The sequence below is a fragment of the Chitinophagaceae bacterium genome (genome assembly GCA_016699815.1).
In the GTDB taxonomy this organism is placed as follows: domain Bacteria; phylum Bacteroidota; class Bacteroidia; order Chitinophagales; family Chitinophagaceae; genus Ferruginibacter.
On record CP065012.1, the window covers coordinates 2,905,420 to 2,929,375 of the forward strand.

Annotated in this window: 18 protein-coding genes and 1 pseudogene; 16 read left to right on the forward strand and 3 right to left on the reverse strand. The window is 38.6% G+C overall.

Going from position 1 to position 23,956, the window contains the following annotated elements:
* The first annotated feature begins 22 nt into the window (after positions 1 to 22).
* The 7 genes and pseudogenes from allB to IPO46_12930 all read left to right on the forward strand — a co-directional run bounded on the left by allB (position 23) and on the right by IPO46_12930 (position 7,018).
* Complete coding sequence (allB, locus tag IPO46_12900; protein QQS62953.1) at positions 23 to 1,351, forward strand: allantoinase AllB; 1,329 nt, start codon at positions 23 to 25, stop codon at positions 1,349 to 1,351.
* Positions 1,333 to 2,361 (forward strand): allantoicase, encoded by a 1,029-nt coding sequence (gene alc / locus IPO46_12905; GenBank protein ID QQS62954.1) that lies wholly within the window; start codon positions 1,333 to 1,335, stop codon positions 2,359 to 2,361. The genes allB and alc overlap by 19 nt, the downstream gene beginning before the upstream one ends.
* Positions 2,362 to 2,532: 171 nt before the next feature.
* Entirely contained in the window at positions 2,533 to 3,753 is a 1,221-nt protein-coding gene (locus IPO46_12910) for a urate hydroxylase PuuD (protein QQS64420.1), read from the forward strand.
* A 17-nt stretch (positions 3,754 to 3,770) separates the two neighbouring features.
* Positions 3,771 to 4,247: pseudogene (gene uraD / locus IPO46_12915) on the forward strand (2-oxo-4-hydroxy-4-carboxy-5-ureidoimidazoline decarboxylase).
* A 33-nt stretch (positions 4,248 to 4,280) separates the two neighbouring features.
* The gene (gene uraH, locus IPO46_12920; GenBank protein QQS64421.1) at positions 4,281 to 4,616 is read left to right on the forward strand and encodes a hydroxyisourate hydrolase; all 336 of its coding nucleotides are present in this window, start codon (positions 4,281 to 4,283) and stop codon (positions 4,614 to 4,616) included.
* An 18-nt stretch (positions 4,617 to 4,634) separates the two neighbouring features.
* Positions 4,635 to 6,062: a phosphoenolpyruvate kinase gene (locus IPO46_12925; GenBank protein QQS62955.1), complete on the forward strand. Its 1,428-nt coding sequence runs from the start codon at positions 4,635 to 4,637 to the stop codon at positions 6,060 to 6,062.
* The gene (locus tag IPO46_12930) at positions 6,059 to 7,018 is read left to right on the forward strand and encodes an XdhC family protein (protein ID QQS62956.1); all 960 of its coding nucleotides are present in this window, start codon (positions 6,059 to 6,061) and stop codon (positions 7,016 to 7,018) included. Before IPO46_12925 ends, IPO46_12930 begins: the two co-directional genes overlap by 4 nt.
* 87 nt (positions 7,019 to 7,105) lie before the next feature.
* On the opposite strand, the gene pckA is transcribed toward IPO46_12930, so the two are convergent.
* Positions 7,106 to 8,710 carry a phosphoenolpyruvate carboxykinase (ATP) gene (pckA, locus tag IPO46_12935; GenBank protein QQS62957.1) on the reverse strand — a complete coding sequence of 535 codons (1,605 nt, stop codon included), beginning with the start codon at positions 8,708 to 8,710 and terminating at the stop codon, positions 7,106 to 7,108.
* Between the two features lie 462 nt (positions 8,711 to 9,172).
* Between pckA and IPO46_12940 the strand changes: the two genes are divergently transcribed.
* Positions 9,173 to 10,462: an aminopeptidase P N-terminal domain-containing protein gene (locus IPO46_12940; protein QQS62958.1), complete on the forward strand. Its 1,290-nt coding sequence runs from the start codon at positions 9,173 to 9,175 to the stop codon at positions 10,460 to 10,462.
* A 15-nt stretch (positions 10,463 to 10,477) separates the two neighbouring features.
* Here the strand turns inward: IPO46_12940 and IPO46_12945 are convergent, their stop codons facing one another.
* Both IPO46_12945 and IPO46_12950 read right to left on the reverse strand, forming a co-directional pair.
* A complete protein-coding gene (locus IPO46_12945; GenBank protein QQS62959.1) occupies positions 10,478 to 10,816 on the reverse strand; it encodes a hypothetical protein in 339 nt (112 codons plus the stop codon).
* 170 nt (positions 10,817 to 10,986) lie between these two features.
* The gene (locus IPO46_12950; protein ID QQS62960.1) at positions 10,987 to 11,541 is read right to left on the reverse strand and encodes a fasciclin domain-containing protein; all 555 of its coding nucleotides are present in this window, start codon (positions 11,539 to 11,541) and stop codon (positions 10,987 to 10,989) included.
* Between the two features lie 390 nt (positions 11,542 to 11,931).
* On the opposite strand from IPO46_12950, the gene IPO46_12955 reads away from it, so the two are divergent.
* The 8 genes from IPO46_12955 to IPO46_12990 all read left to right on the forward strand — a co-directional run bounded on the left by IPO46_12955 (position 11,932) and on the right by IPO46_12990 (position 23,930).
* Positions 11,932 to 14,976, forward strand: a complete 3,045-nt coding sequence (locus IPO46_12955) for a TonB-dependent receptor (protein ID QQS62961.1) — start codon at positions 11,932 to 11,934, stop codon at positions 14,974 to 14,976.
* A 32-nt stretch (positions 14,977 to 15,008) separates the two neighbouring features.
* Positions 15,009 to 16,355 (forward strand): RagB/SusD family nutrient uptake outer membrane protein, encoded by a 1,347-nt coding sequence (locus IPO46_12960; GenBank protein ID QQS62962.1) that lies wholly within the window; start codon positions 15,009 to 15,011, stop codon positions 16,353 to 16,355.
* 83 nt (positions 16,356 to 16,438) lie between these two features.
* Positions 16,439 to 18,952 carry a zinc carboxypeptidase gene (locus IPO46_12965; protein ID QQS62963.1) on the forward strand — a complete coding sequence of 838 codons (2,514 nt, stop codon included), beginning with the start codon at positions 16,439 to 16,441 and terminating at the stop codon, positions 18,950 to 18,952.
* Positions 18,953 to 19,028: 76 nt separating this feature from the next.
* The gene (gene pssA / locus IPO46_12970; protein QQS62964.1) at positions 19,029 to 19,790 is read left to right on the forward strand and encodes a CDP-diacylglycerol--serine O-phosphatidyltransferase; all 762 of its coding nucleotides are present in this window, start codon (positions 19,029 to 19,031) and stop codon (positions 19,788 to 19,790) included.
* Positions 19,787 to 20,038 (forward strand): phosphoribosylformylglycinamidine synthase subunit PurS, encoded by a 252-nt coding sequence (gene purS, locus IPO46_12975; protein QQS62965.1) that lies wholly within the window; start codon positions 19,787 to 19,789, stop codon positions 20,036 to 20,038. The genes pssA and purS overlap by 4 nt, the downstream gene beginning before the upstream one ends.
* A 59-nt stretch (positions 20,039 to 20,097) precedes the next feature.
* Entirely contained in the window at positions 20,098 to 20,763 is a 666-nt protein-coding gene (rsmI, locus tag IPO46_12980) for a 16S rRNA (cytidine(1402)-2'-O)-methyltransferase (protein QQS62966.1), read from the forward strand.
* Between the two features lie 86 nt (positions 20,764 to 20,849).
* The gene (locus tag IPO46_12985) at positions 20,850 to 21,998 is read left to right on the forward strand and encodes a M28 family peptidase (GenBank protein QQS64422.1); all 1,149 of its coding nucleotides are present in this window, start codon (positions 20,850 to 20,852) and stop codon (positions 21,996 to 21,998) included.
* A gap of 3 nt (positions 21,999 to 22,001) precedes the next feature.
* On the forward strand, positions 22,002 to 23,930 hold the full coding sequence (locus IPO46_12990) for a M1 family metallopeptidase (GenBank protein ID QQS62967.1): 1,929 nt from the start codon (positions 22,002 to 22,004) through the stop codon (positions 23,928 to 23,930).
* The last annotated feature ends 26 nt before the right edge of the window (positions 23,931 to 23,956 follow it).

A 23,956-nucleotide genomic window follows, 5' to 3' on the forward strand; every position in this document is an offset into this window, starting at 1 on the left:
AATTTACATGCACTGATTTTTAATGCAACATTGGAATAAAATATATAGCCGCCGTTGTTGGATAAATAATCAATTTGTACCTGCAACAATTTCCATTGAACAAAATAAAATTGTGGGTATCCGGTTTGTAAAAGATGATGATGCAATAGATTTTGGTAATGCGGTAATAATGCCTGGCTGCATAGATGCCCATGTACATATAAATGAACCCGGCAGAACAGAGTGGGAGGGCTTTGAAACGGCAACCTTGGCCGCAGCTGCCGGTGGTATAACCAGCATAGTAGATATGCCGCTTAATTCAAGCCCGGTTACAACAACCGTAGAAGCGCTGAATACAAAAAAAAATGCTGCTGCCGGTAATCTAAATGTAAATATTGGTTTTTATGGCGGTGTAGTTCCCGGAAATGAAAATGAAATTGATGGGCTTTGTAAAAATGGAGTATTGGGAATAAAGGCCTTTTTAACCCATAGTGGTATTGATGAGTTTCCTAATGTTGAAAGGCAAGAATTGGATGCTGTAATGCCGGTGCTGAAAAAATATGGCATACCTCTTTTGGTACATTGCGAATTATCGGACGATCAACATAAAGCAGGATTAAAAAACCATCCCTCTGAGTATAATGCTTATCTTAATAGCAGGCCTGATGAATGGGAAATAAAAGCCATCAAATTAATGATTGAATTGTGTACCAGGCACTATTGCAAAACTCATATCGTTCATGTTTCCTCTGCACAATCGCTGGGTATTATTGAAAATGCAAAAGCAACTCATTTACCATTAACGGCAGAAACCTGCCCGCAGTATATTTATTTTTCAGCAGGTGAAATTAAAGATGGCGAAACAATGTATAAATGTGCGCCTCCTATTAGATCAAAAGATAATAATGGGCTGCTCAAAATTGCTTTAAAAAAAGGTATCCTTGATTTTATTGCTTCCGATCATTCACCAGCACCGCCATACCTTAAGGAAATAAAATCGGGTAGTTTTGAAAAAGCCTGGGGTGGCATTGCCGGCCTGCAGTTTTTGTTAAGTGCAACTTTTACAGCACTTGCCGATACGTTGCCCCTGGAAAAAATTATTCCATTGCTTACTGCAAATCCGGCCTCATTCCTTGGTTTGGAAAAAAAAGGCAAGTTGGCAGCAGGCATGGATGCGGATATTGTAATTTGGCAACCTGAAGAAAGCTTTAAAGTAGAAACAGAAAATATATTGCATAAGCATAAACTTACGCCATACCTGGATAGGTTGCTTTATGGAAAAGTTATTGCAACAATGGTTAATGGAATTGTAGTGTTTTATGAGAATAATATTATAAATAAAAATACCGGAACATGGTTAACGAAAAAGTAAAAGAAGTTTTTAAAGATGAGCCACTATTTACGAAACTCACCGACCTGGCCGCCGAAAAACTTGGCGGTAAAACCCTGTATTGCACCGATGATTTTTTTGCCGAAAAAGAAAATCTTATAAAACCCGGCCGTGGGGTTTTTATTGCCGAAAAATTTACCGACAGGGGTAAATGGATGGATGGCTGGGAAAGCAAGCGCAAAAGGATTGCCGGCCATGATTGGGTAGTAATTCAACTGGCAACCCAGGGCATTATAAAAGGTTTGGATATAGATACAAATTTTTTCCTGGGCAACCATCCTCCGTTTGCTTCTGTGGAAGCTGTAAATATTGATAACAAAACCGAAGTGGAAAATTGGGATGAACTACCCTGGGTGGAAGTAGTTTCCAAAAATTCTTTGGATGCAGGCAGCCATAATTATTTTGAAGTGGTAAATGAAAATATTTTTACGCATCTGCGGTTGCACATTTATCCCGATGGAGGAGTGGCAAGATTCAGGGTTTATGGAAATGTGTTTATAGACTGGAGCAAAGTAGCTGAAAATGAAGAAATAGACCTGGCTTCTGTTTTGTGGGGCGCCAGCCCATTAGCTTGCAACGATATGTTTTTTAGTTCTATGGAAAACCTTTTATTGCCGGGCAAAGGCATTAATATGGGCGATGGTTGGGAAACCAAAAGAAACCGTACTGCCAATAATAAAGATTGGGTAATTATTAAACTGGGCATACCCGGGGTTATAGATAAAATTGTTGTGGATACGGCACATTTTAAAGGCAACTATCCCGATTGCTGCACTTTAGAAGCCTGTAATTGCCATAATGATAAAGATGTATTGGAAGATAAAGTAAATTGGGTTACTATTTTGCCTTCGCAAAAATTAGAAGCCGATGCAGAACATACTTTTGAAAAAGAAATTGCCCAAAATCCAGTTTGTACACACGTTCGCCTCAATATTTTTCCCGATGGCGGCGTAAGCAGGCTAAGGTTGTGGGGTAAAAAACAAGCATATTAAATGTTACCGGTAATATTAATTTTTATTTTAACGGCGATCCTTACAGTGCTGGTTGTAATTTCCTATTACCTCCCATCTGACCATGCTATACAGTCAAATGAAAAACTTGGTGGCCAGTTTGGGCAAACGAAAAACTACGTTTATACCAGTATTATTTTAATAAGTGTGGCGATGGTGGCCGCTGTATATATTTGGCTTAAAGATACCATTTGGGCAGGGCATGTAATGGAGTGGCTGAATATTGTAATAAGGTTGATGCACATTACATTTGGTATTGCATGGATTGGCGCTTCATTTTATTTTGTTTTTTTGGAAAATGCTTTAAACCGAACTGAGGGCGTAAGGGACGAACTAGCCGGCAACCTTTGGGCAATACATGGCGGCGGGTTTTACTACTTAGAGAAATATAAAGTGGCGCCTAAGCAAATACCCAAGGCATTGCACTGGTTTAAGTATGAAGCTTATTTTACCTGGGTAACAGGTTTCTGCCTTTTATTTGTAGTGTATTATTTTAATGCTTCGGCACAACTTGTAGATAAAAATATCCTGGATATTTCTTCTATGCAGGCCATTACAATTGGCGTTTTATCTTTAGCTATTGCATGGTTAATTTATGATTTATTGTGTAAATCGCCACTGGTAAAAAATAAATTTTTATTTTTAATAACCGGCTTAATTATATGCACTGCTTTTGCTGTTTTTTACAGTAAGGTTTTTGCCGCAAGGGCTGCTTATATCCATTTTGGCGCCATGCTGGGTACCATTATGGCTGCCAATGTTTTTTTTGTAATTATCCCCTCCCAAAAAGCAATGGTAAAGGCCGCTAAACTGGGGTTGCCGCTCAATGCACAATTGGGGAAAAATGCCGGTTTACGTTCTTTACATAACAACTATTTTACACTTCCTGTTTTGTTTGTTATGATCAGCAATCATTTTCCATCTACATTTGGGTATAAACAACCCTGGTTGATTTTAATGCTCATAACTTTGGGTGTTGTAGGAGTGAAACATTTTTTGAACCTTAGGGAGAAAGGGCAATATTCCGTTTGGGTAATGCCTGTTTCTATTTTAATCTTATTGTCTGCTGCATATATTTCTGCGCCAGCAAAACCCGGCGAATGTAAAAATGAAGTGAGTATTGCAGAGGTTAATAATATTATTCAGCAGCGGTGCATACAATGCCATTCTTCAAAGCCAACAGACGAGGTGTACACCACTGCCCCCAATGGCGTGATGTATGATACGCCTGAAAGTATTGCAAAATATAAAGACAAAATATTGCAAAGGGTAGTACTTACCAAAAGTATGCCGCAAAACAATAAAACCAATATGACGGAAGAAGAAAGGGAACTCATCCGGTGCTGGATATCCCAGGGTGCTTTGTTAAAATAACCGATAATATTTTAGTTATGACGCTGAATGAATGTAACAACTTAAGTAGGGCAGATGCAAAGTTAATGTTTAAAGAATGTTGCGGAGCTGAAAAATGGGTTGATGCTCTGTTGAAAGCAATGCCTTTTAAAGAAGAAGCTGAATTGATAAAAACAGCAAATCATGCATGGTATAGCCTTTGTAATGAGCAGGATTGGCTTGAAGCTTTTTCGCATCATCCTAAAATAGGTAACCAGGCAAAACCCGGTGAAAAATTTGCAGCCGCAGAACAATCCGGCGTGCAATCGGCAACGCAAAAAACGATAGATGAACTAGCAAATGCTAACGAAGCCTACGAAAAGAAAAACGGGTTTATATTTATAGTATGTGCAACAGGCAAACCTGCCAGTGAAATGTTACAGTTACTGCATCAGCGTTTACAAAACAGTAAAATAGAAGAATTGCATATTGCCATGAACGAGCAGCAGAAAATTACGATTCTGCGTTTGAAGAAGAATTTAAGTAAAGCCAACTGGGGTGCTATTCCTATAAGCCAGCTCACCACACATGTTTTGGACACTAGTATTGGTCAGCCCGGGAAAAACATGGGCATAAGGTTGCAAAAATTGGAGCCGGGATACTGGCAAACCATTGCACAGGGTATAACAAATGAAGATGGAAGAATTGCAGATATGCTTCCGGCTTTACATTACCTAAATGGCAATTTTAAAATGCTTTTTGATACCGGGGCTTACTTTGCTCAAAAACAAACCAATTGCTTTTACCCGGTTGTGGAAATACAGTTTACCATTGCCGGCCAAACTCATTACCATATTCCTTTGCTCATAAGCCCATTTGGCTTTACTACTTACAGGGGAAGTTAATAACCTTTAAAATTTATTATGGCTACATCAATTAACAGCGCCAAGAAAACGGCAATTTTTGGAAAATTAAAAAAAGCCAATACGGCATTTCAAAAAATTTATTCTGGAGATTTGCCGCTGCGCCAGCCTGTGCATACATTGTATGGCGGCGCTAATTTATTTAAACATGATTCGGCAAAAATATTGGCAGAAAGGGCTTTGGAGAATTTTAAAACTTACGCCCCCGATTTTTTAACCTTTGGAAGAATTTTCAGACTCCGGGGTTCAACTGATATTTCTAAATCGGCATCACCTCATTTTATTAAAAAAACTTATGAGCAACTCCCTAAATCCGAAAAACGCCATCATCCTGCATATTTATCTTACGAAGTGTACTATAAAGTAATTAAAAAATTACAAACGGAAGCAATAGAAGATTTTAGAATTGATTTTGAAGATGGATTTGGTAACCGAAGTAACGAAGAAGAAGATGCAACAGCCATGCAGGCTGCAAAAGAAGTAGCAAACGGTATTAAAAAGAAAACCTTGCCACCATTCATTGGCATACGCATTAAACCATTTACTGAGGAAATGAAAGAAAGAGGATTGCGTACCCTGGATTTATTTATAAGCACATTAGTAAAAGAGAGTAAGGGTAAGCTGCCGCAAAATTTTGTGGTGATGCTACCCAAGGTTACCATTCCTGAGCAACCGGAAGCATTGGCCTTATTTATGGATGTGCTGGAAAAACAACTAAAGCTGCCCAAAGGGATTTTAAAAATGGAAATGATGGTAGAAACTACTCAATCAATTATGGACAGCAATGGGCAAAATCCATTAAGAAGATTTATTCTTGCATCAAAAGGTAGGTGTATTGCCATGCATTTTGGCACTTACGACTATACGGCCTCATGTAGTATTACTGCCCGCTACCAGGAAATGGACCATCCCGTTTGCGACTTTGCCCACCACATGACAAAAGTGGCATTGGCGCATACAGGTATTTGGCTAAGCGATGGCGCAACCAATACAATGCCTATTGGTCCGCACCGTGGAGATAACCTTACTAAAGCACAAATGAAAGAAAACGAAGAGGTAGTTCACCGGGCATGGAAAAAAGGTTACGACCATATCCGTCATTCATTATGGAATGGCTATTACCAGGGCTGGGATTTAAACCCGGCGCAGTTTCCCATGCGCTATACTGCCGTTTTTGCTTTTTTTATGGAAAGCTATGATGATGCCGTAGAGCGCTTAAAAACATTTGTAGAAAAAGCAGCACGTGCCACGCTTATAGGCGATGTATTTGACGATGCTGCAACAGGACAGGGTTTGCTCAATTATTTTTTAAGAGCATTAAACAGCGGCGCCATTACCGAAGATGAAGTACTGGCAACAGGCCTTACACTCAACGAAATCCGCAGCCGTTCTTTTAAAAAGATTCTGGAAAGCCGGAAAATGAAATGAATACCTGGCAATTTATAATAGAAGAAAAAAAGAAGGGCAGCAAAGTAATATTGCTGTACGTAGTAAATAGTGTTGGGAGTTCTCCGGGGAGGCAGGGATTTAAAATGGCGGTTTCTTCTACCGGCAAAATGTGTGGGAGCATAGGTGGAGGAATTATGGAACATAAGTTTGTAGAAATGGCCAAAGAGGAAATGAAATCCGGCATTGAAAAGATAAGCCTTCAAAAGCAGGTACACCATAAAGATGCGGGTAATAACAAGAGTGGGATGATTTGTTCAGGGGAACAAACCTTACTTTTTTACCCAATTAAAAATGAAGAGATTGAAACAATTGAACACCTTTTACATGCTGATGCTTTATATAAAAACGGGTCTTTGAAAATAAGGAATACAGGCATTCAATTTTTAGATGTAGCGCCTGTAAGCGATTTTTATTTTAGCCAAACCAACAATGATTTTTCTTACATTGAAAAAACCGGCTGTAAATATTATTTACATATTATTGGTGGCGGTCATTGTGCACTTGCATTGAGCCAACTCTTACAGGGTACTGATTTTTTTATTACAGTGTACGACGATAGAGAAATGCTGAACACCATGGAACAAAATTCTTTTGCCCATAAAATGGTAATGCTAAAAAGTTATGAAGAAATTTCCGGGCATATTCCTCAAGTACCAGGTAATTATGTGGTGGTAATGACATTTGGGTACCGTACAGACGATAAGGTAATAAGAGCGCTTGCACAAAGACAATTTGAATATTTTGGCGTATTGGGCAGCGCAAATAAAATAAGTCAAATGAAAAGTGAGTATGAAAATGAAAAGCTTGATATTAAAATGCAGGATAATTTTTTTGCACCTGCAGGCATCTCCATTCATAGCCACACTCCAAAAGAAATTGCCATAAGTATTGCTGCACAAATTATTGCTGTAAAAAACGGTAAGCTATCAATGTAATAAATTTTGTAAATTTTATTTAATGTGATAACGGCTCAAAAAGAAAAGGCTGCTTTTCAGCAGCCTGTATCTAATTTTTGTTATTGATTAATGTTTGGGAGCCGCTTCTAAAATTTCTGCAGAAACACCGCTTGCATATTTCTCAAAATTTTTCACAAATCCTGCTGCCAGTTCTTTTGCCTTGCTGTCGTATTGGTTTTTATCTGCCCAGGTATTTCTCGGTTTTAAAATTTCAGCAGGTACGCCTGGGCATTCTTTAGGAATTAAAATACCAAAAACAGGGTCTGCTTCAAATTCGGCATTGCTTAATTTATCTTCCAGCGCAGCCGAAATAATTGCCCTGGTGTAGGAAAGTTTCATGCGCTGACCAACGCCATAAGGCCCGCCGCTCCAGCCGGTATTTATCAGCCAGATATTTACATTGTGTTTTTTCATTCTTTCACCAAGCATTGCAGCATATTTGCCCGGGTGCAGGGGTAGGAAGGGCGCCCCAAAACATGCGCTAAATGTGGCTTTGGGCTCGGTAACACCTGCTTCGGTGCCGGCAACTTTAGCGGTGTATCCACTTATAAACTGGTACATGGCCTGGCCGGGTGTAAGTTTGCTTATCGGTGGTAATATGCCATAAGCATCGCAGGTGAGAAAGAAAATATTTTTTGGGATGTTGCCTATTGATGGTTCCAAAGCATTGCTTATAAAAGTGAGCGGATAGCTTACCCTTGTATTTTCAGTAATGGCTTTGCTGGCAAAATCAATAATATTGGTTCCTTCAATAAATGTGGTGTTTTCAACCAAAGCGCCTGGCCTTATTGCACGGTAAATTTCCGGCTCTTTGTCTTCACTCAGGTCAATGGTTTTTGCATAGCACCCACCTTCAAAATTAAATACGCCGGTATCTGTCCATCCATGTTCATCATCGCCTATTAACATGCGGTTCGGGTCAGCGCTTAAAGTAGTTTTGCCTGTTCCGCTCAATCCAAAAAATACAGCGGTATCTCCGTTTTTGCCCATGTTGGCACTGCAATGCATACTTAAAACATTTGCTCTTACCGGTAAAATAAAATTCAGCATGGAAAAAATACCCTTTTTCATTTCCCCGGTATAACCAGTACCTGCAATTAAAATAGTTTTATGTTTAAAACTCATTATGGCAAAATTATCCTGGCGGGTTCCATCTACGGCAGCATCTGCTTTAAACCCCGGTGCTTGAATAATATGCCACTGCGGTGTAAAATTTTCCAGTTGTGCTTCGGTAGGCCTGATAAACATGTTATAGCAAAAAAGGTTATTGGCAGGGTTCTCATTTATTACTCTAAGGCTTAGGCGGTATTTTTCATCGGCGCAGGCATAGCAATCCCTCACCCATATTTCCTTATCTGCCAGATACTGCATCATTTTTTCTTTAAGCTGAAAAAAATATTTTTCTTCAATAGGCAGGTTAAAGTCATTCCAGTTTACTTCACTGGCAGTAACTTCATCTTTAACAATAAACTTATCTTTTGGGCTGCGGCCGGTAAATTTTCCGGTTTTGATAATTAGTGCACCGGTATTATTTAATATACCATCACCTCTTTTTAAACTTTGCTCAGTTAATTCGGCAGGGGAAAGTTGGTAATGAACGGCTTTGCAGGTTTGCAAACCCATTTCACCCAGGGCACCTAATGGCGTACCTGGCATGATAGATACTGACATAGCAAGCATTTTTTGTTTAGATAACAAATGTAATGCTAAGTCTCGTCAAAAAAAACCCAATGCGTAAAAGCTACAACTTAAACAACATTTACCTGAAGTCTAATTTTGTTTGATGATTTCTAAATATATTAATTTATTATAAAAATACGTTTAAGTAATTTACTATTTACTTTAACAAAACGGCAAAATTTTTACAAAATATTTAATGCTGAAATAGTATATAATTTTTCATTCAATTTGGTTGGTTTCGATTCTTAAAAAAGCATCAGGCGGTTTATACTGTATATTCATCTTCAATTAACTTCAGCAACAAATTATTTTTTGATGTTTTCTAATAAATATTTACTTGTTTCATTTATGCCATTTTAACAAGATTAAATTTTTACAGTTGAACTATTTGCAAAAATTTTTCTTTACAAGCATAAATCATAATGGTTAAATTGCAATACTTAAAAAACTATTATGAAATATTTACCGCTCAATCCCGACATATTTGTTCAAAACAGGAAAAGGTTTATTGCTAAAATGGAGAAAAACGCCATTGCTATTTTTAACAGCAACGATGAATTGCCCAGCAACGGAGATGGACAACACCGGTTCAAGCAAAACTCAGATATCATTTGGCTTTCGGGTATTGAGCAGGAGGAAAGCATGGTAATTTTATTTCCCGATAACCCTGACCCTAAGTACAGAGAAGTGCTGGTGCTGCTGAGGCCCAATGAGCTTAAAGAAAAATGGGATGGCCATAGGTTGCGTGTTAATGAAGCCCAGGCAATTTCGGGCATACAAACTATAGTATGGCTCGATGTGGTGGATGGTTTACTGCAACCCTGGATACATTTAGCAGATACTATATATTTAAATAGTAATGAAAACGACCGTAAGGCAAACCTTGTGCCAGTAAGGGATTACCGCTTTGCCCGTGAAATGAGGCGCAGGTATCCATTGCATAATTATAAACGCAGCGCCAGGATATTAAAAGATTTACGCGGCATTAAAACAGCGCTCGAAGTAGAAATAATGCAAAAAGCAATGGATATTACCAATGAAACCTTTCGCCGTTTGCTCCAAAAAATTAAGCCAGGAATAATGGAATACGAAATTGAAGCAGAAATTTATCATTCCTTTTTATCTCAAAGGGCAACAGGCCCGGCATATAGCTCAATAATTGCCAGTGGAGACAGGGCAAGAGTTTTGCATTATGTTGAAAACAGCAGGGAGTGTAAAGATGGGGAATTGATACTCATGGATTTTGGTGCAGAATATGGTAATTACTGTGCCGATTTAACCAGGACAGTACCAGTGAGTGGTAAATTTTCCCGTAGGCAAAAAACAGTGTATAATGCCTGCCTTCACCTGCACCACTACGCAGCAAGTATTTTAAAACCGGGCATTAGCATTGTTGATTATACAGAAAAAATTGGAGATGAAGCAACGGTGGTATTTCAAAAAATAGGGTTGCTTAAGAAATCCGATATAAAAAATGAAGATTCGGAAAACAGGGCCTACAGAAAATATTTATATCATGGTATTTCTCACCACCTGGGTATTGATGTGCACGACCTTGGCTCAAGAACCGAACCCATTAAAGCAGGAATGGTTTTTACCATAGAGCCCGGCATTTATATCGAAGAAGAACAAATGGGCATACGCATTGAAAATAATTTTTGGGTTACAAAAAGCGGCAATAAAGATTTAATGAAAAATATACCAATATCGGTGGAGGAAATAGAAGCTTTGATGAAAAAATAAAATTTGCTGAAAGTATTATTGTAAAAGCCTGTAAATGGTAATGATGCTTATGCCGGCTACAATTATAGTGTAGATGAGTTTATTGTTTTTGGCAAGCCAATTTGGCAAATAAATATCAAAATTTTCTTTTGTGGATGCAGAGTACTTCCTTGCCCAAATAGTTAGTGGGCAAAATAGTTTAAAAATCAGCAAAACAATTCCTTCAATAGCAATTAATGTGTAGCAAATCCACAGGAGAAAATCTATTTTATTGGCTGTAACTGCATAGAGCATATAAAAAATAACTACGTTAAAGAATATCCATACGGCGGTATGAATTATTTTTATTAAAATCAGTTTTGACTTATTTGTCATTTTTACGTATTTTTCTTTCTATTCCTTTATCTAATCGTAAGGGTTGTTTTAAAGCATTGGGCAAAGAAAGACAGAAATTTTTTTCCTAAAAAAAAGAACCCAATCCAAAATAATGGAGGGGTTCTTTCTTCAGTTTTTCAAAAACAAAAATCAACTAACCTGTTCAAATATTATTTTGGCAACAACACATCATCTATTACATGAATGATGCCATTTGATGCCTTAACTGTTCCGGCAATAGGGCTTCCGTTTACCAATATTTTATTGCCTTGTTTTGTAATTTTTACTTTACCGCCATATACCATATCAAATTCTGCTCCATCCTGTAGCAATACATCATTTAATACACCTACATAAGTATGGTAGCCTAATATATTTTCTAAATCAGCTTTCTTTTCGGGCTTCATCAGTCCATCAACTGTGCCTGCAGGTAATTTTTGAAAAGCGGCATTGGTAGGAGCAAATACAGTAAACGGCCCTGCATTGCTCAAAGCATCAACCAGGCTTGCTGCTTTAACTGCTGCAACCAGGGTACTATGGTCTTTACTGGCAACTGCAACCTGTACAATGTTTGGATTTGAAACATCATCTTTTACGCCAGATTGGCCTACCTGGGTTTCGGAAGCAGGTGCAGAGGCTTCCGCAGAAGCGCTTTCCTTATTAGAGTTACAGCCCAAAAGTACAATACCGGCAAAAAGAATAGAACTGAATGTTAACTTTCTCATTTTTATTAATTTTAGCGCAAGATATTGGGATAGTTGTTCGAGTTTAATATGCATCGTCATTGCTATATATGATTTTAATCATATTTTTCTCGACTTAGAAATATTGAAAATATTCTTCCGATTATTCAAGTTTTTTCATGCAACAAATTATGTTTTTTATTGCCTTCTATATAAGTACCTCTGGGAAAAAATACTTGAGCTAAAACCATTTTTAATTGCAAGGTTTTATTTTTTTAATGCTTAAGAGTAGATATATTTAGAAGCCCATTTTTTTGTAGCCTTAAAATGTGCAAATGCTGTTGAAAATTAAATAAAGATTTCTTTTTTCTTTTGTAATAATTCTGTCAAAAAAAAATAAATTTGGGAAACTAACAACTTAATCTATTTATTATGAGAAAATCCATTCTACTCTACCTTGGGTTTGCGCTGTTTCTTCTGCCTTCAACGGCACAGGCGCAATTAACTGCAAGGGGAAAAGTTACAGATGCCAAAAACGGTAACCCGGTTCCCAATGCAACGGTTGTGGTAAAAGCTACCAATTCGGGCACTGCAACAGAAAGTGATGGCTCCTTTATTTTACCAGTTTCAAAAAATAATGCCACGCTGGTATTTTCTGCTGTGGGTTATAAAACGCAGGAAGCTGCTGCCGGTACGTCTATGAACATCAGGCTACAACCAGCAGACGCAGCCAACCTCGATGAAATTGTGGTGGTGGGTTACGGCACAAAAATTAAAAAAGATTTAACCGGCAATATTGCCAAAGTAAAAGGTTCCGAAGTACAAAACATGCCGGTAGCCAACCTCGACCAGGCTTTGCAGGGCAGGGCAGCCGGTGTTTTTGTAGAAGGCAATAGTGGAAAACTTGGAGAAGGCATTAAAGTACTTATCAGGGGTTCTTCGTCTATTTCTGCATCCAATAGTCCTTTGTATGTTATTGATGGTGTGCCTATCAGTACAAATTCTTACTCCGGCAACCCGCTTGCAGATATTAATTTTAACGATATAGAATCTTTTGATATTTTAAAAGATGCCTCTGCTGCGGCTATTTATGGTTCAAGAGCTGCAAATGGAGTGGTACTTATTACAACCAAAAAAGGTAAAGCTTCTAAGGTGAGCTTCCAGGTAAATATGCAGTATGGTATGAACAAGCCTACGCATTTGCGTGGTTTTTTAGATGCACAGCAATATATAGATTTATTGAGGGAAGCTGCTATTAACAGCGATGTTATTGATGGCATCAATCCTTTGGACCCTGCCGATTATCCTGGCTCATGGCTGGAGTTTGCCGAAAGAAGGTTGACCCGTTACTCCGGCTGGAGCGATTGGAAAAAAGTGGAAACCAATACCAACTGGGAAAAATTGGCCTTTGATGACGATGCCAAATCTTCGGCTATTGATGTTTCTGCATCTGGCGGTTCAGATAAAACCAAATTTTACATCAGCCTTGCACACATGTCTCAAGATGGTATTTTAGTGGGCAATGGTTTAAAAAGATATTCAGGCAGAATCAACCTGGAACAAGCTGTTTCCGATAAATTTAAGCTGGGCTTTAACCTCAGTTTATCTCAAACCAATATGAACCGTGTGCCGGTGGATAACGAGTTTGCAACGCCTTTGCAAATGGTGGCTTTATCGCCGGTAACTCCCGTAAGAGACCTTGATGGTAATTTATATAATTCTCCCACTACTACATACAGCAACCCTTATGTTGATTATAAGGAAGGCCATTATAAAGCGCTTATCTACCGTAATATCGGCAATATTTTTGGGCAATATAATTTTACAAAAGCACTGTCATTCAGGTCTGAATTTGGTATTGATTTGCAAAACCAAAACGATGATGAGTTTTATGGTTTCAATACCACTTACGGAAATGGCACCAATGGTTATGGCCAAAGCAGCTGGTTCCGTTCTATTGATTATAACGTAAATAATTATTTTAGTTATATAAAAACATATAAAGGAATACATGATGTGGATGCTGTACTGGGTACATCTTACCAAAAATATTCTACCGAACTTGCTAATGTAATAGGTGAGCAATTTCCGGTAGAATCTTTACAAAAGCTGGCCAGTGCAGGTTTAATTAAAGGCGGAACATCATCAAGTTCCAACTCTTCCTTTCTTTCATATTTTGCCCGTGTAAATTATAAGCTGATGGACAGGTATCTTTTTTCAGTGAGTACAAGAATAGATGGCTCATCTGTATTTGGTTCCAATAGCCGCTATGGGTTCTTCCCTGCATTATCTGCTGGCTGGGTTTTAAGTGAAGAAAACTTTTTGCAAAGTGCAAGCTTCATTAGCTTTCTTAAATTAAGGGCAAGCTGGGGTTTAACCGGTAATGCCGCTGGCTTTGGCAATTTTGCACATTTAGGATTATGGGGCGGCGGCGCTTATAACGGTTCAGGTGGCCTAGTTTCTACGCAACTTGCAAATCCAGATCTTAAATGGGAAAAATCAAACCAGGTAGATATAGGTCTTGATTTTGGTATTTTAAACAACCGCATTAGTGGTGAAATAGATTATTACAACAGGCAAACCAACGACCTTATTTACCAGGTTCCCGTTCCGGGAAATACAGGTTATACCAGCAAAACTGTAAACATTGGAGGTATAAGCAATAAGGGTATTGAACTGGTTTTAAATTCAGATAATATTGTAACGAAACATTTCAAATGGTCGTCCAGTTTTAATTTATCCAGAAATAAAAATAAAGTAACCAAGCTGGATGGCATACAAACTTTACTTGCAGGTAACGATGGCCGGTACCTTAATTCCTTAATCGTTGGCCAATCCATTGGTGTTTTTTACGGACCAAAATTTGCAGGCGCCGACCCTGCAAATGGCGATGCACTGTATTATAAAGCCGATGGAAAAACCACCACCAATGACTATAACGAAGCCGGTAATTTTATTGTAGGTAATCCCAATCCCAAAATGATTGTGGGCTTAAGCAATACCTTAAAATATAAAGACTTTGATTTTTCATTTTTGTTCCAGGGCGTTTTTGGTAATGATATCCAAAACGGTGCAGGTGGATTTATGAGCTCCAGTTTTGCCTGGTTCGATAACCAAACACTTGACCAACTGGCCAGGTGGCAAAAACCCGGTGATATAACCAACGTGCCACAGTTTAGGCTGGGTTATGATAATGGTATTGCCGCATCAAGCAGGTATATTTATGATGGTACTTATGTGCGGCTCAAAAGCCTTACCCTGGGGTATACTTTGCCAAAAGTATTGGCTGATAAAATCAGGTTAAGCAGTTTACGTATTTATTTCACAGGCGTAAATTTGCTCACCTTTACCGATTATCCCGGTTGGGATCCTGAAGTAAATACCGATTACCGGGCCGATAACGTAAACCAGGGCTCTGATTTTTACTCTGCTCCGCAGATAAAAAATATTTCTATCGGCCTTAATATTGGCTTTTAAATTAAAAAATTCATACCACACAACATTAAAATATGAAAAAGCAAATTATATTTTTAGCTGCAGTTGTTTTATTGGTTACTGCCTGTAATAAAAAATTAGATATCAATCCTACGCAAAGTGTACCTCAGGAGTTAGTATTTGATAATAATGCTAATATTTTGGCAGCGCTAAACGGCGCTTATGATGTGGCCAGCGATGGCTATGTTTTAGGTGGCGACCTTATGCTGTATTCGGAATTGCTTGGCGCTGGAGATGAAATTACCTGGGTAGGAACTTATAATGAACCAAGGGAAATTTATAATAAATCTATTCTTACCAATAATTTATTTGTTGCCAACACATGGTCTCTTAGTTACCGGGTAATAAATATTTGCAATAATATTATTGCCAATATAAGTAAGGTAAATGAAGATGACAGAGACAGAGTACATGGAGAAGCCTTATTTTTAAGAGGCTTAATGTATTTTGGCCTTGCAGAACTTTATGCAAAACCTTACAGTGCAGGCAATTTAACAACAAACCTTGGTTTGCAACTTGTAACCTCACCCACGGTAAATGGCCAGGTAACTTCTGCCAACCTTGTGCCACGCAGCAGTGTGCAGGACACTTATGCACAAATACTTGCCGACTTAACAACAGCCAAGCCATTGCTTAATGATGAAATTGGCGTATTTGCCAGCAAGTATGCAGCAGCAGCAATACTTTCCCGTGTTTATCTTCAAATGGGGGATTATGCAAAAGCAAGAGATGAAGCTAATGAAGTAATTGAAAATTCCGGGGCTTCCTTAACTACTACTTATGTTGGAGCTTTTAATAATGCCGACCCATCATCTGAAGATATTTTTGTATTGCCCGTTACAGCCCAGGACGGTACAAATGATATGTGGCTTTTTTGGTCAACCAGCGATTACGGTGCCCGTGATGGCGATGTGGAAGTAAACCAGGAGCATTTGGATTTATATGACCCTGCAGATCAGCGCCTGGCTTTGTTTTGGGATGTAGATGATATTTATTACAGCGGAAAATATCGTTATCAATACCGCTTCCTTTCCCAGGTACGCCTTGCAGAAATGATATTAACCCGTGCAGAATGTAATGAAATATTAAGTACTGTTGTTGGCGCCTCACCTGTTGATGATTTTAATGCCATTCGCAACAGGGCAGGTTTGGGCACAGTGGGTACGGTTACATTAGATGAAATTTTATTTGAACGGCATTTGGAGCTGGCGCATGAAGGCCAGCGAATCAATGACATCAAGCGTCTAAAGCAATCTATAGAAGGGTTTGACTATGATGCCAATGAACTGGTATTGCCCATTCCATTGAGAGAAATAAATGCGGTAGGCGCAAATATTTTGCAGCAAAATGATGGGTACTGATTTTAATGGGAATTGACTCACCTGGCAAAAGCATTTACCTTAATGCTTTTGCCTTTTTATTTATACCATAAATATTTTTTGATTTGAAAAACTTATTTTTTACACTCCTGTTTTTTGCTTTTACAATTAACGCATCGGCACAATTGCAATCTCCTGATGCTTTTTTGGGGTACCGGTTAGGTTCCAGGTTTACGCCGCATTACAAAGTAGTAGCGTATTGTGAGCATGTAGCCCAAAATTCCAAAATGGTACAATTGCAGCAATATGGCGAAACCTACGAACACCGGCCCTTGCTTGCTGCATTTGTAGGTACAGAAGCCAATATTGGTCAACTGGAAAAAATAAGGGATAATAATTTGCAACTGGCAAGGCAGTCTGTTACTGCCGGCGCTGGCAGCACAAATACCCCTGCAATTATTTGGTTGAGTTATAACGTTCATGGTAACGAACCTACTTCAACTGAAGCTGCCATGGCTACTTTGTATGCATTGGCCGAGCCTTCAAATTCAGCAACCAAAGCATGGTTGCAAAATACAATTGTAGTAATTGATCCCTGCGAAAACCCCGATGGAAGAGACCGTTACGTAAACTGGTACAACAGCGTTGCAGGAAAAAATTATAACGTACAGCCTATTTGCCGTGAACACATAGAACCCTGGCCAAGAGGCAGGAGCAATCATTATAACTTTGACCTGAACAGAGATTGGGCCTGGCAAACACAGGTAGAAAGCCTGCAAAGAATGGCGCTTTACAACAAATGGCTGCCACAGGTGCATGTAGATTTTCATGAGCAAGGTTATAACGCACCGTATTATTTTGCCCCGGCAGCAGAACCTTTTCACGACATTATTACTAAATGGCAAAGGGAGTTCCAGTTTTTTATAGGAAAAAATAATGCTAAATATTTCGACCAAAATAACTGGCTTTATTTTACCCGGGAACGTTTTGATTTGTTTTATCCTTCTTATGGCGATACTTATCCTATGTACAACGGATCAATTGGTATGACGTATGAGCAAGGCGGTATAAGCGGTGGACTGGGTGTAATTACCTCCGAAAACGATACACTTACTTTTGTGCAAAGGGTACAGCACCATTTTGTTGCAAGCCTTGCCACTATTGAAACATCGGCAAACTATGGCAAAGCGCTGCTAACGCATTTTAAGCAATATTTTGATGATGCTGTGGCGGGGAAAATGGGTACTTATAAAACCTATATAATAAAATATAAAGAAGCTGATGCACAAAGGATTTTAAGTTTAAAAGAACTGCTCAATAAAAATAATATCCAATATGGTACCTCATCAGGTATAGGAAAAGGATTGAATTATTACTCTTTAAAAGAAGAAAATTTTAGCATTACCAAAGAAGATTTGGTAATTAGTGCAGTACAAGCCAAAGCAGCATTAGTACAATCTTTGTTTGAACCCAATCCACATCTAAGTGATTCCGCCACTTACGATATTACTGCCTGGGCTATGCCTTATGCTTACGGGCTCACCGCTTTTGCCAGTAACCAGGTTTTTAATATTATTACTGGCGAAGGGAAAATGGTTACAAAAAATGCATCATCAAATCCTTACGGTTATGTATTTCCCTTGTCGGGAAACGGGAGTATAAAAGCAGTGGCAAAAATGTTAAAAGATGGCATTCGCCTGCGTTTTGCAGAAAAGGCTTTTACAGCAGGCAATAAAAAATTTGCAAATGGCTCGGTTATTATTTTAAAAAACGGGAATCGTAATTTGAGTAATGTGCTATGGGAAAAAGTAAGAGAAATAGCAAATGCAAATAATTTGCAATTAAGCGAAGTAAATTCCGGTATGGTAGATGAAGGGGCCGATTTTGGCAGTAGCAGCGTTCATTCCATAAAGCCGCCCAAAGTGGTATTGATATCTGGCGATAACGTAAATGCCAATGCCATGGGAGAAGTATGGAGTTATTTTGAAGAAGAGCTCAATTACCCGGTATCATTGGTGAATGCACAAGATATGGGCCGTTTAAGCTGGAATAATGTTGATGTGCTGGTACTGGCAGATGGCAATTACGAGTTTTTAAAAAATAAAGAAATGGCGGAGCAGTTAGAAGCATGGGTGCGCTCCGGTGGAAAAATTGTAGCCCTGGAAAGGGCAGTAAAACACCTGAGCAAACAAAGCTGGAGCCGCCTAAAGCCAAAAGAAAGTGATGAAGACCAGGCTAAAGAAAAAAATGTATCCTTACTTTCAAAATATGCCAATAGCGAAAAAGATGCAATTTCCCAAAATACACCCGGAGCAATTTTTAAAGTTTGGCTGGATAATACGCACCCGTTAATGTTTGGTTACCCCGATTTTTATTATACATTAAAAATGGACGATGTGCTTTATCAGCCATTGGGTGCAGAGGATGGGTGGAATACAGGCATAATTAAATCGGAAAAGCAAATGGCTGGTTTTGTAGGGGCTAAGCTGGCAAAAAACCTTAATAACGGTGTATTGTTTGCCGTACAGGATTTGGGGCGGGGTAATATTATTTATTTAACAGATGATGTACTCTTTCGCCGGTTTTGGGAAAACGGGAAACAAATATTTTTCAATGCTGTATTTTTAGTGGGTCAATAGTTACCGTTTTTATCATGTCGTTATCTGTGCTTATCTTACAACCTGTTTAAAATTAACAGCAGGCTAATAAACTTTTATGAAACAATTACCCAATATTTTTACCTTACTCAACCTTGTTTTTGGCTGCCTGGCCATTGTATTTATTTTACAAAACGGTATTGCCCTGCAATACAGTGCCGATGGTGGCCAGTATGCTGAGTTGCCCGAAAAAATAGTTTTGGGCTCAGTATTAATAGGGCTTGCGGCAATTATTGATTTTTTTGATGGGTTTGTAGCAAGGTTATTTAATGCAAGTTCCGAAATGGGCAGGCAACTCGATTCACTTGCTGATGTTGTAAGTTTTGGTGTGGCACCATCCATGATAATTTACCAGTTTTTAAGGGCAGGTTTTGCCCGGCAGGAAAACGGCATTGAAGTAAATACTCTATGGTTGCTGCCTGCGTTTTTGATTGCGGCAGCAGGCGCATACCGGCTTGCAAGGTTTAATATTGATAAAGCGCAGCAATACGGCTTTAAAGGAGTGCCAATTCCTGCCGTAGGCTTGCTCATTGCTTCTTTTCCACTCATTTACTGGTACAGCAGTACAGAAGCGATAAATTCTATTTTGCTGAACAAATGGGTGCTGTATGCTGTTGTTGTACTGGTAAGTTGGTTAATGGTGAGCAACCTTAGAATTATGGCTTTAAAGTTTCCCGATTTTGCAATAAAAAATAACTGGCCAAAAATTGTTTTATTCTTAATATCAATTGTAACAATACTTTTATTTAAATGGCTTGCAGTGCCATTAATTTTTATCGTTTATATTCTTTTATCTTTGTTGTTTAAAAGTAGAATATGATATATACGGCCCAGGTAAAAGTGATGCCTTTAAAAGATTTACTCGATCCCCAGGGAAAAGCGGTTTTAGATGGTTTGAAAAACCTTAATATCCCAACTATTGCCGATGTAAGAATTGGCAAACATATTAATTTACAAATAGAAGCAGCTTCAAAAGATGAAGCCAAAAGTATAGCAGCAGAAGCTGCAAAAAAATTACTGGCCAACCCTGTAATGGAAACTTTTGAAATTGAAATAGATGATGTGTGATGGCGTTGCATCATCATTGCACCTGATTCATCTTTTTGAATGCCTTTAATCAACCGGTAATGCTGTATATTATTCCTTCGCCAATTGGTAATTTAGCCGATTTTACATTTAGGGCACTTGAAGTATTACAATCGGTAGATGTAATACTTGCAGAAGATACCAGAACCTCACTGGTTTTGCTCAATCATTATGCCATTCAAAAACCTTTATCACCCTATCACCAGCATAATGAACATAAAGTAACGGCTCATTTAGTAGCGCAAATGCAAAATGGGAAAACCATGGCATTAATTACCGATGCAGGCACACCGGGAATTAGCGACCCAGCATTTTTACTGGTAAGAGAATGTATTAATCAGCAGGTAAAAGTTGAGTGCCTTCCTGGCGCTACGGCTTTTGTTCCTGCACTGGTAAACAGCGGGCTCCCAATGCATCACTTCTGCTTTGAAGGTTTTTTGCCATTAAAAAAAGGCCGCCAAACTTTTTTTAAAAAAATGGCCGAAGAGGAGCGTACGATGATTTTTTATGAAAGCCCTATGCGGTTGGTAAAAACTTTAAAAGATTTTATACAATATTTTGGGAACGATAGACAATGTTGCGTAAGCAGGGAACTCAGTAAAAAATTTGAAGAAAACAAGCGTGGCAGCCTGAAGGAAGTGCATGATTATTTTTTGGCAAAGCAGGTGAAAGGGGAAATTGTAATTGTGGTAGCCGGAAAAAAATGATGCTTGAGGTTTGTTAAAATAATTAAATGGTAAGCCATTCCGCCATTTTTTTACTTTTTTTACAGTATGGCAAAATAAAGTGGATGATGAAAAAAATACTTTTCTTCCTTTTTATTGTTCCTGGTTTTTCAGTATCGGCACAAGATGTGCTTATAGGTAGAAAAATGCTGGATACACTTACCTCCACTCATTTTTGGGGGCGTGGCTATACCAATGATGGCCTTCACAAAGCCGCTAATTTCCTTGCATCAAAATTCAAAGATTATGGCCTTTCGCCCTTATATGGTAAATCATTTTTCCAAAATTTTAATTTACCCGTAAATACGTTTCCCGGAGCAATGGAAGTTGAAGTAAACGGCAAAAAATTAGTTGCCGGTGCCGATTTTATAGTGTCGCCTGAAAGCCGTGGTATTAAAGCATCCGGCAAGTTGCAACTGGCCGATAGCATAACATTTGTAAACCCCGATGATCGCATTATTTTTAAAGTAGAAAATAAACTCACCTGGAGTGTAAGCAAGCAACTGGCCGGCTATACTATGGTGCAGCTTAATAAAAATTCCATGAAGGAAAAGCCGGTTTCCTTTTCTGTTAAAATTGAAAACAGTTTTGTTGAAAAATTTGCAGCCGCAAATATCTGCGCATTTGTAAAAGGAACAATGCACCCTGATTCTTTTTTAGTGGTTACTGCACATTACGACCACCTGGGTGGAATGGGGAAAACAACTTATTTTCCCGGCGCCAATGATAATGCCAGTGGCGTTTCGCTAATGATGGAACTGGCCCGGTATTATGCCCAAAACCCACAGCCTTATTCCATGGCGTTTATTGCTTTTGCAGGTGAAGAAGCAGGCCTTATAGGTTCAAAATATTTTACAGAAAACCCTTTGGTGCCTTTAACTTCCATTCGTTTTTTATTAAATACAGATTTGGCAGGTACGGGCACCAATGGTATAACCGTGGTAAATGCCACCGAATTTCCTAAAGAATTTGCCTGGATGAACCAGGTGAATGATGAAAATAAATTATTGGTAAAAATTAATTCCAGGGGAAAAGCAGCCAACAGCGACCATTATTTTTTTACAGAAAAAGGCGTGCCCTCTTTTTTCTTTTATACACTTGGAGGTGTTACCGCTTATCATGATATTTACGATAGGGCCGAAGCACTTCCGCTCAATGAATTTGAAGACCTTTTTAAACTAATCGTATTATTTAATAACAAATTGATGAGTAAATAAATTATGAAAGCAAATAAACTTTTTTTAACTGTAGTATTCGTTACCGCATGTATTCAAATGCTGGCCCAGCCGGGCAGATGGCAGCAGCGTGCTAATTATACCATGCATATTGATATGGATGTACAAACCAACCGCTTTACAGGAAAGCAGCGCATCGAGTATTTTAATAATTCACCCGATAAACTGAACCGTTTGTTTTATCACCTTTATTTTAATGCCTTTCAGCCAGGAAGCAGCATGGATGTGCGAAGTCGGGAATTGGGAAAAAAATTATTCAATAACCGCCCCGACTGGGACACCCGTGTAAAAGACAGGATAAGTAAACTTACGGATGATGAAATAGGTTACCAAAAAATAAAATCGCTTAAAGTAAATGGTGTTGCACAACCCTTTAAATACCACGAAACAATTTTGGAAGTGAATTTAAACAATGCAATATTGCCCAAATCCAAAGTAATTATTGATTTGGAATTTGAAGCACAGATTCCCTTGCAAATAAGGAGATCGGGAAGGGATAACCCTTCTACAGGTGTGCAATACAGCATGAGCCAGTGGTACCCCAAGCTATGCGAATACGATTATGAAGGCTGGCATCCTACGCCTTATGTTGCCCGGGAATTTTATGGAGTGTGGGGCAATTTTGATGTAAAAATTAGTATTGACAAAAATTATAAACTTGGCGGAACAGGCGTTTTGGTAAACGCTGCTGAAATTGGCTGGGGTTACGATAAACCCGGAACAGCATTGAAACCTATTACTGCGGTAAAAAGAAACTGGCATTTTGTTGGTAAAAATATACACGATTTTGTGTGGGCCGCTGATACGGCTTATAACCATCTTACAAAAAAAGTAAATAGCAGGGTTACGTTACATGTAATTTATAAATATAAACCGGATAATGCTGTATACGAACAAGGCTGGCAGCAGGTGATGGTTGCTGCAGAAAAAGTATTGCCCTTTATTGAAAAACATTTTGGGCAATATCCATATCCGCAATATTCTTTTATACATGGCGGCGATGGCGGAATGGAATACCCAATGGCTACATTAATCCATACTTCATCATTAGGTACGGCTTTTCATGAATGGATGCATAGCTGGTACCAAATGATGCTGGGTACAAATGAAAGCTTGTATCCCTGGATGGATGAAGGGTTTACCAGTTATGCTGAAGACCTGGTTACAAAATTTTATTCCGGGAAATCATCTTTGCAACCGCTTAGGGATTCGCTGGCAAAATATCCAGGCAACGAAAATTACCAAAGATTGGTGAATACACTGCCTGAAGACCATACAGGAGCTTATAATGGTTATTACCGCCTGGTGCAGTCTGGTTTGGAAGAGCCGCTCACTACACATGCCGATCATTACAACAGCAATTTTGCCTACAGTATTGCATCTTACTCCAAAGGCGAAATGTTTTTGGAACAACTTGGTTATATTGTTGGCGCAGCCGTAAGGGATAAAATACTATTGGAATATTATAAGCAATGGAGGTTTAAGCATCCCAATGCAAACGATTTTATGGTTATTGCCCAGCAGGTGAGTGGCCTGCAAATGGATTGGTATAAAGAATACTGGATCAATACCACAAAAACCATTGATTACGGTATAGGCGATGTAAGCAGCGATTCAGGCAAAACAACTATTGTTTTACAACGGATTGGTGAAATGCCTATGCCTGTTGATTTAGAGGTTACTTATAAGGATGGTTCAAAAGAAATACATAATATTCCTCTCAACCTTATGTTTGGCGCCAAAAAAAATGAAAATGCAGGAGAAAAATATTTTGTACATGAGGAATGGCGTTGGACACACCCTGAGTATAAGATCACTATTAAAACAGGTTTAAACGTAATTACAAAAATTGAAATTGACCCTTCAAAACGAATGGCCGACATAAACCACAGCAACAATGTAAAGGAGCAATAAAATTTATAGTTGATTTTATTTTAGAA

What these genes read in the sequence shown, in the direction of transcription:
- allB (QQS62953.1), top strand. Translation starts at nt 23, where the DNA reads ATGCAACATTGGAATAAAATATATAGCCGCCGTTGTTGGATAAATAAT.
- alc (QQS62954.1), top strand. Translation starts at nt 1,333, where the DNA reads ATGGTTAACGAAAAAGTAAAAGAAGTTTTTAAAGATGAGCCACTATTT.
- IPO46_12910 (QQS64420.1), top strand. Translation starts at nt 2,533, where the DNA reads ATGGTGGCCGCTGTATATATTTGGCTTAAAGATACCATTTGGGCAGGG.
- IPO46_12925 (QQS62955.1), top strand. Translation starts at nt 4,635, where the DNA reads ATGGCTACATCAATTAACAGCGCCAAGAAAACGGCAATTTTTGGAAAA.
- IPO46_12930 (QQS62956.1), top strand. Translation starts at nt 6,059, where the DNA reads ATGAATACCTGGCAATTTATAATAGAAGAAAAAAAGAAGGGCAGCAAA.
- pckA (QQS62957.1), bottom strand. Translation starts at nt 8,710, where the DNA reads ATGTCAGTATCTATCATGCCAGGTACGCCATTAGGTGCCCTGGGTGAA.
- IPO46_12940 (QQS62958.1), top strand. Translation starts at nt 9,173, where the DNA reads ATGAAATATTTACCGCTCAATCCCGACATATTTGTTCAAAACAGGAAA.
- IPO46_12945 (QQS62959.1), bottom strand. Translation starts at nt 10,816, where the DNA reads ATGACAAATAAGTCAAAACTGATTTTAATAAAAATAATTCATACCGCC.
- IPO46_12950 (QQS62960.1), bottom strand. Translation starts at nt 11,541, where the DNA reads ATGAGAAAGTTAACATTCAGTTCTATTCTTTTTGCCGGTATTGTACTT.
- IPO46_12955 (QQS62961.1), top strand. Translation starts at nt 11,932, where the DNA reads ATGAGAAAATCCATTCTACTCTACCTTGGGTTTGCGCTGTTTCTTCTG.
- IPO46_12960 (QQS62962.1), top strand. Translation starts at nt 15,009, where the DNA reads ATGAAAAAGCAAATTATATTTTTAGCTGCAGTTGTTTTATTGGTTACT.
- pssA (QQS62964.1), top strand. Translation starts at nt 19,029, where the DNA reads ATGAAACAATTACCCAATATTTTTACCTTACTCAACCTTGTTTTTGGC.
- purS (QQS62965.1), top strand. Translation starts at nt 19,787, where the DNA reads ATGATATATACGGCCCAGGTAAAAGTGATGCCTTTAAAAGATTTACTC.
- rsmI (QQS62966.1), top strand. Translation starts at nt 20,098, where the DNA reads ATGCTGTATATTATTCCTTCGCCAATTGGTAATTTAGCCGATTTTACA.
- IPO46_12985 (QQS64422.1), top strand. Translation starts at nt 20,850, where the DNA reads ATGAAAAAAATACTTTTCTTCCTTTTTATTGTTCCTGGTTTTTCAGTA.
- IPO46_12990 (QQS62967.1), top strand. Translation starts at nt 22,002, where the DNA reads ATGAAAGCAAATAAACTTTTTTTAACTGTAGTATTCGTTACCGCATGT.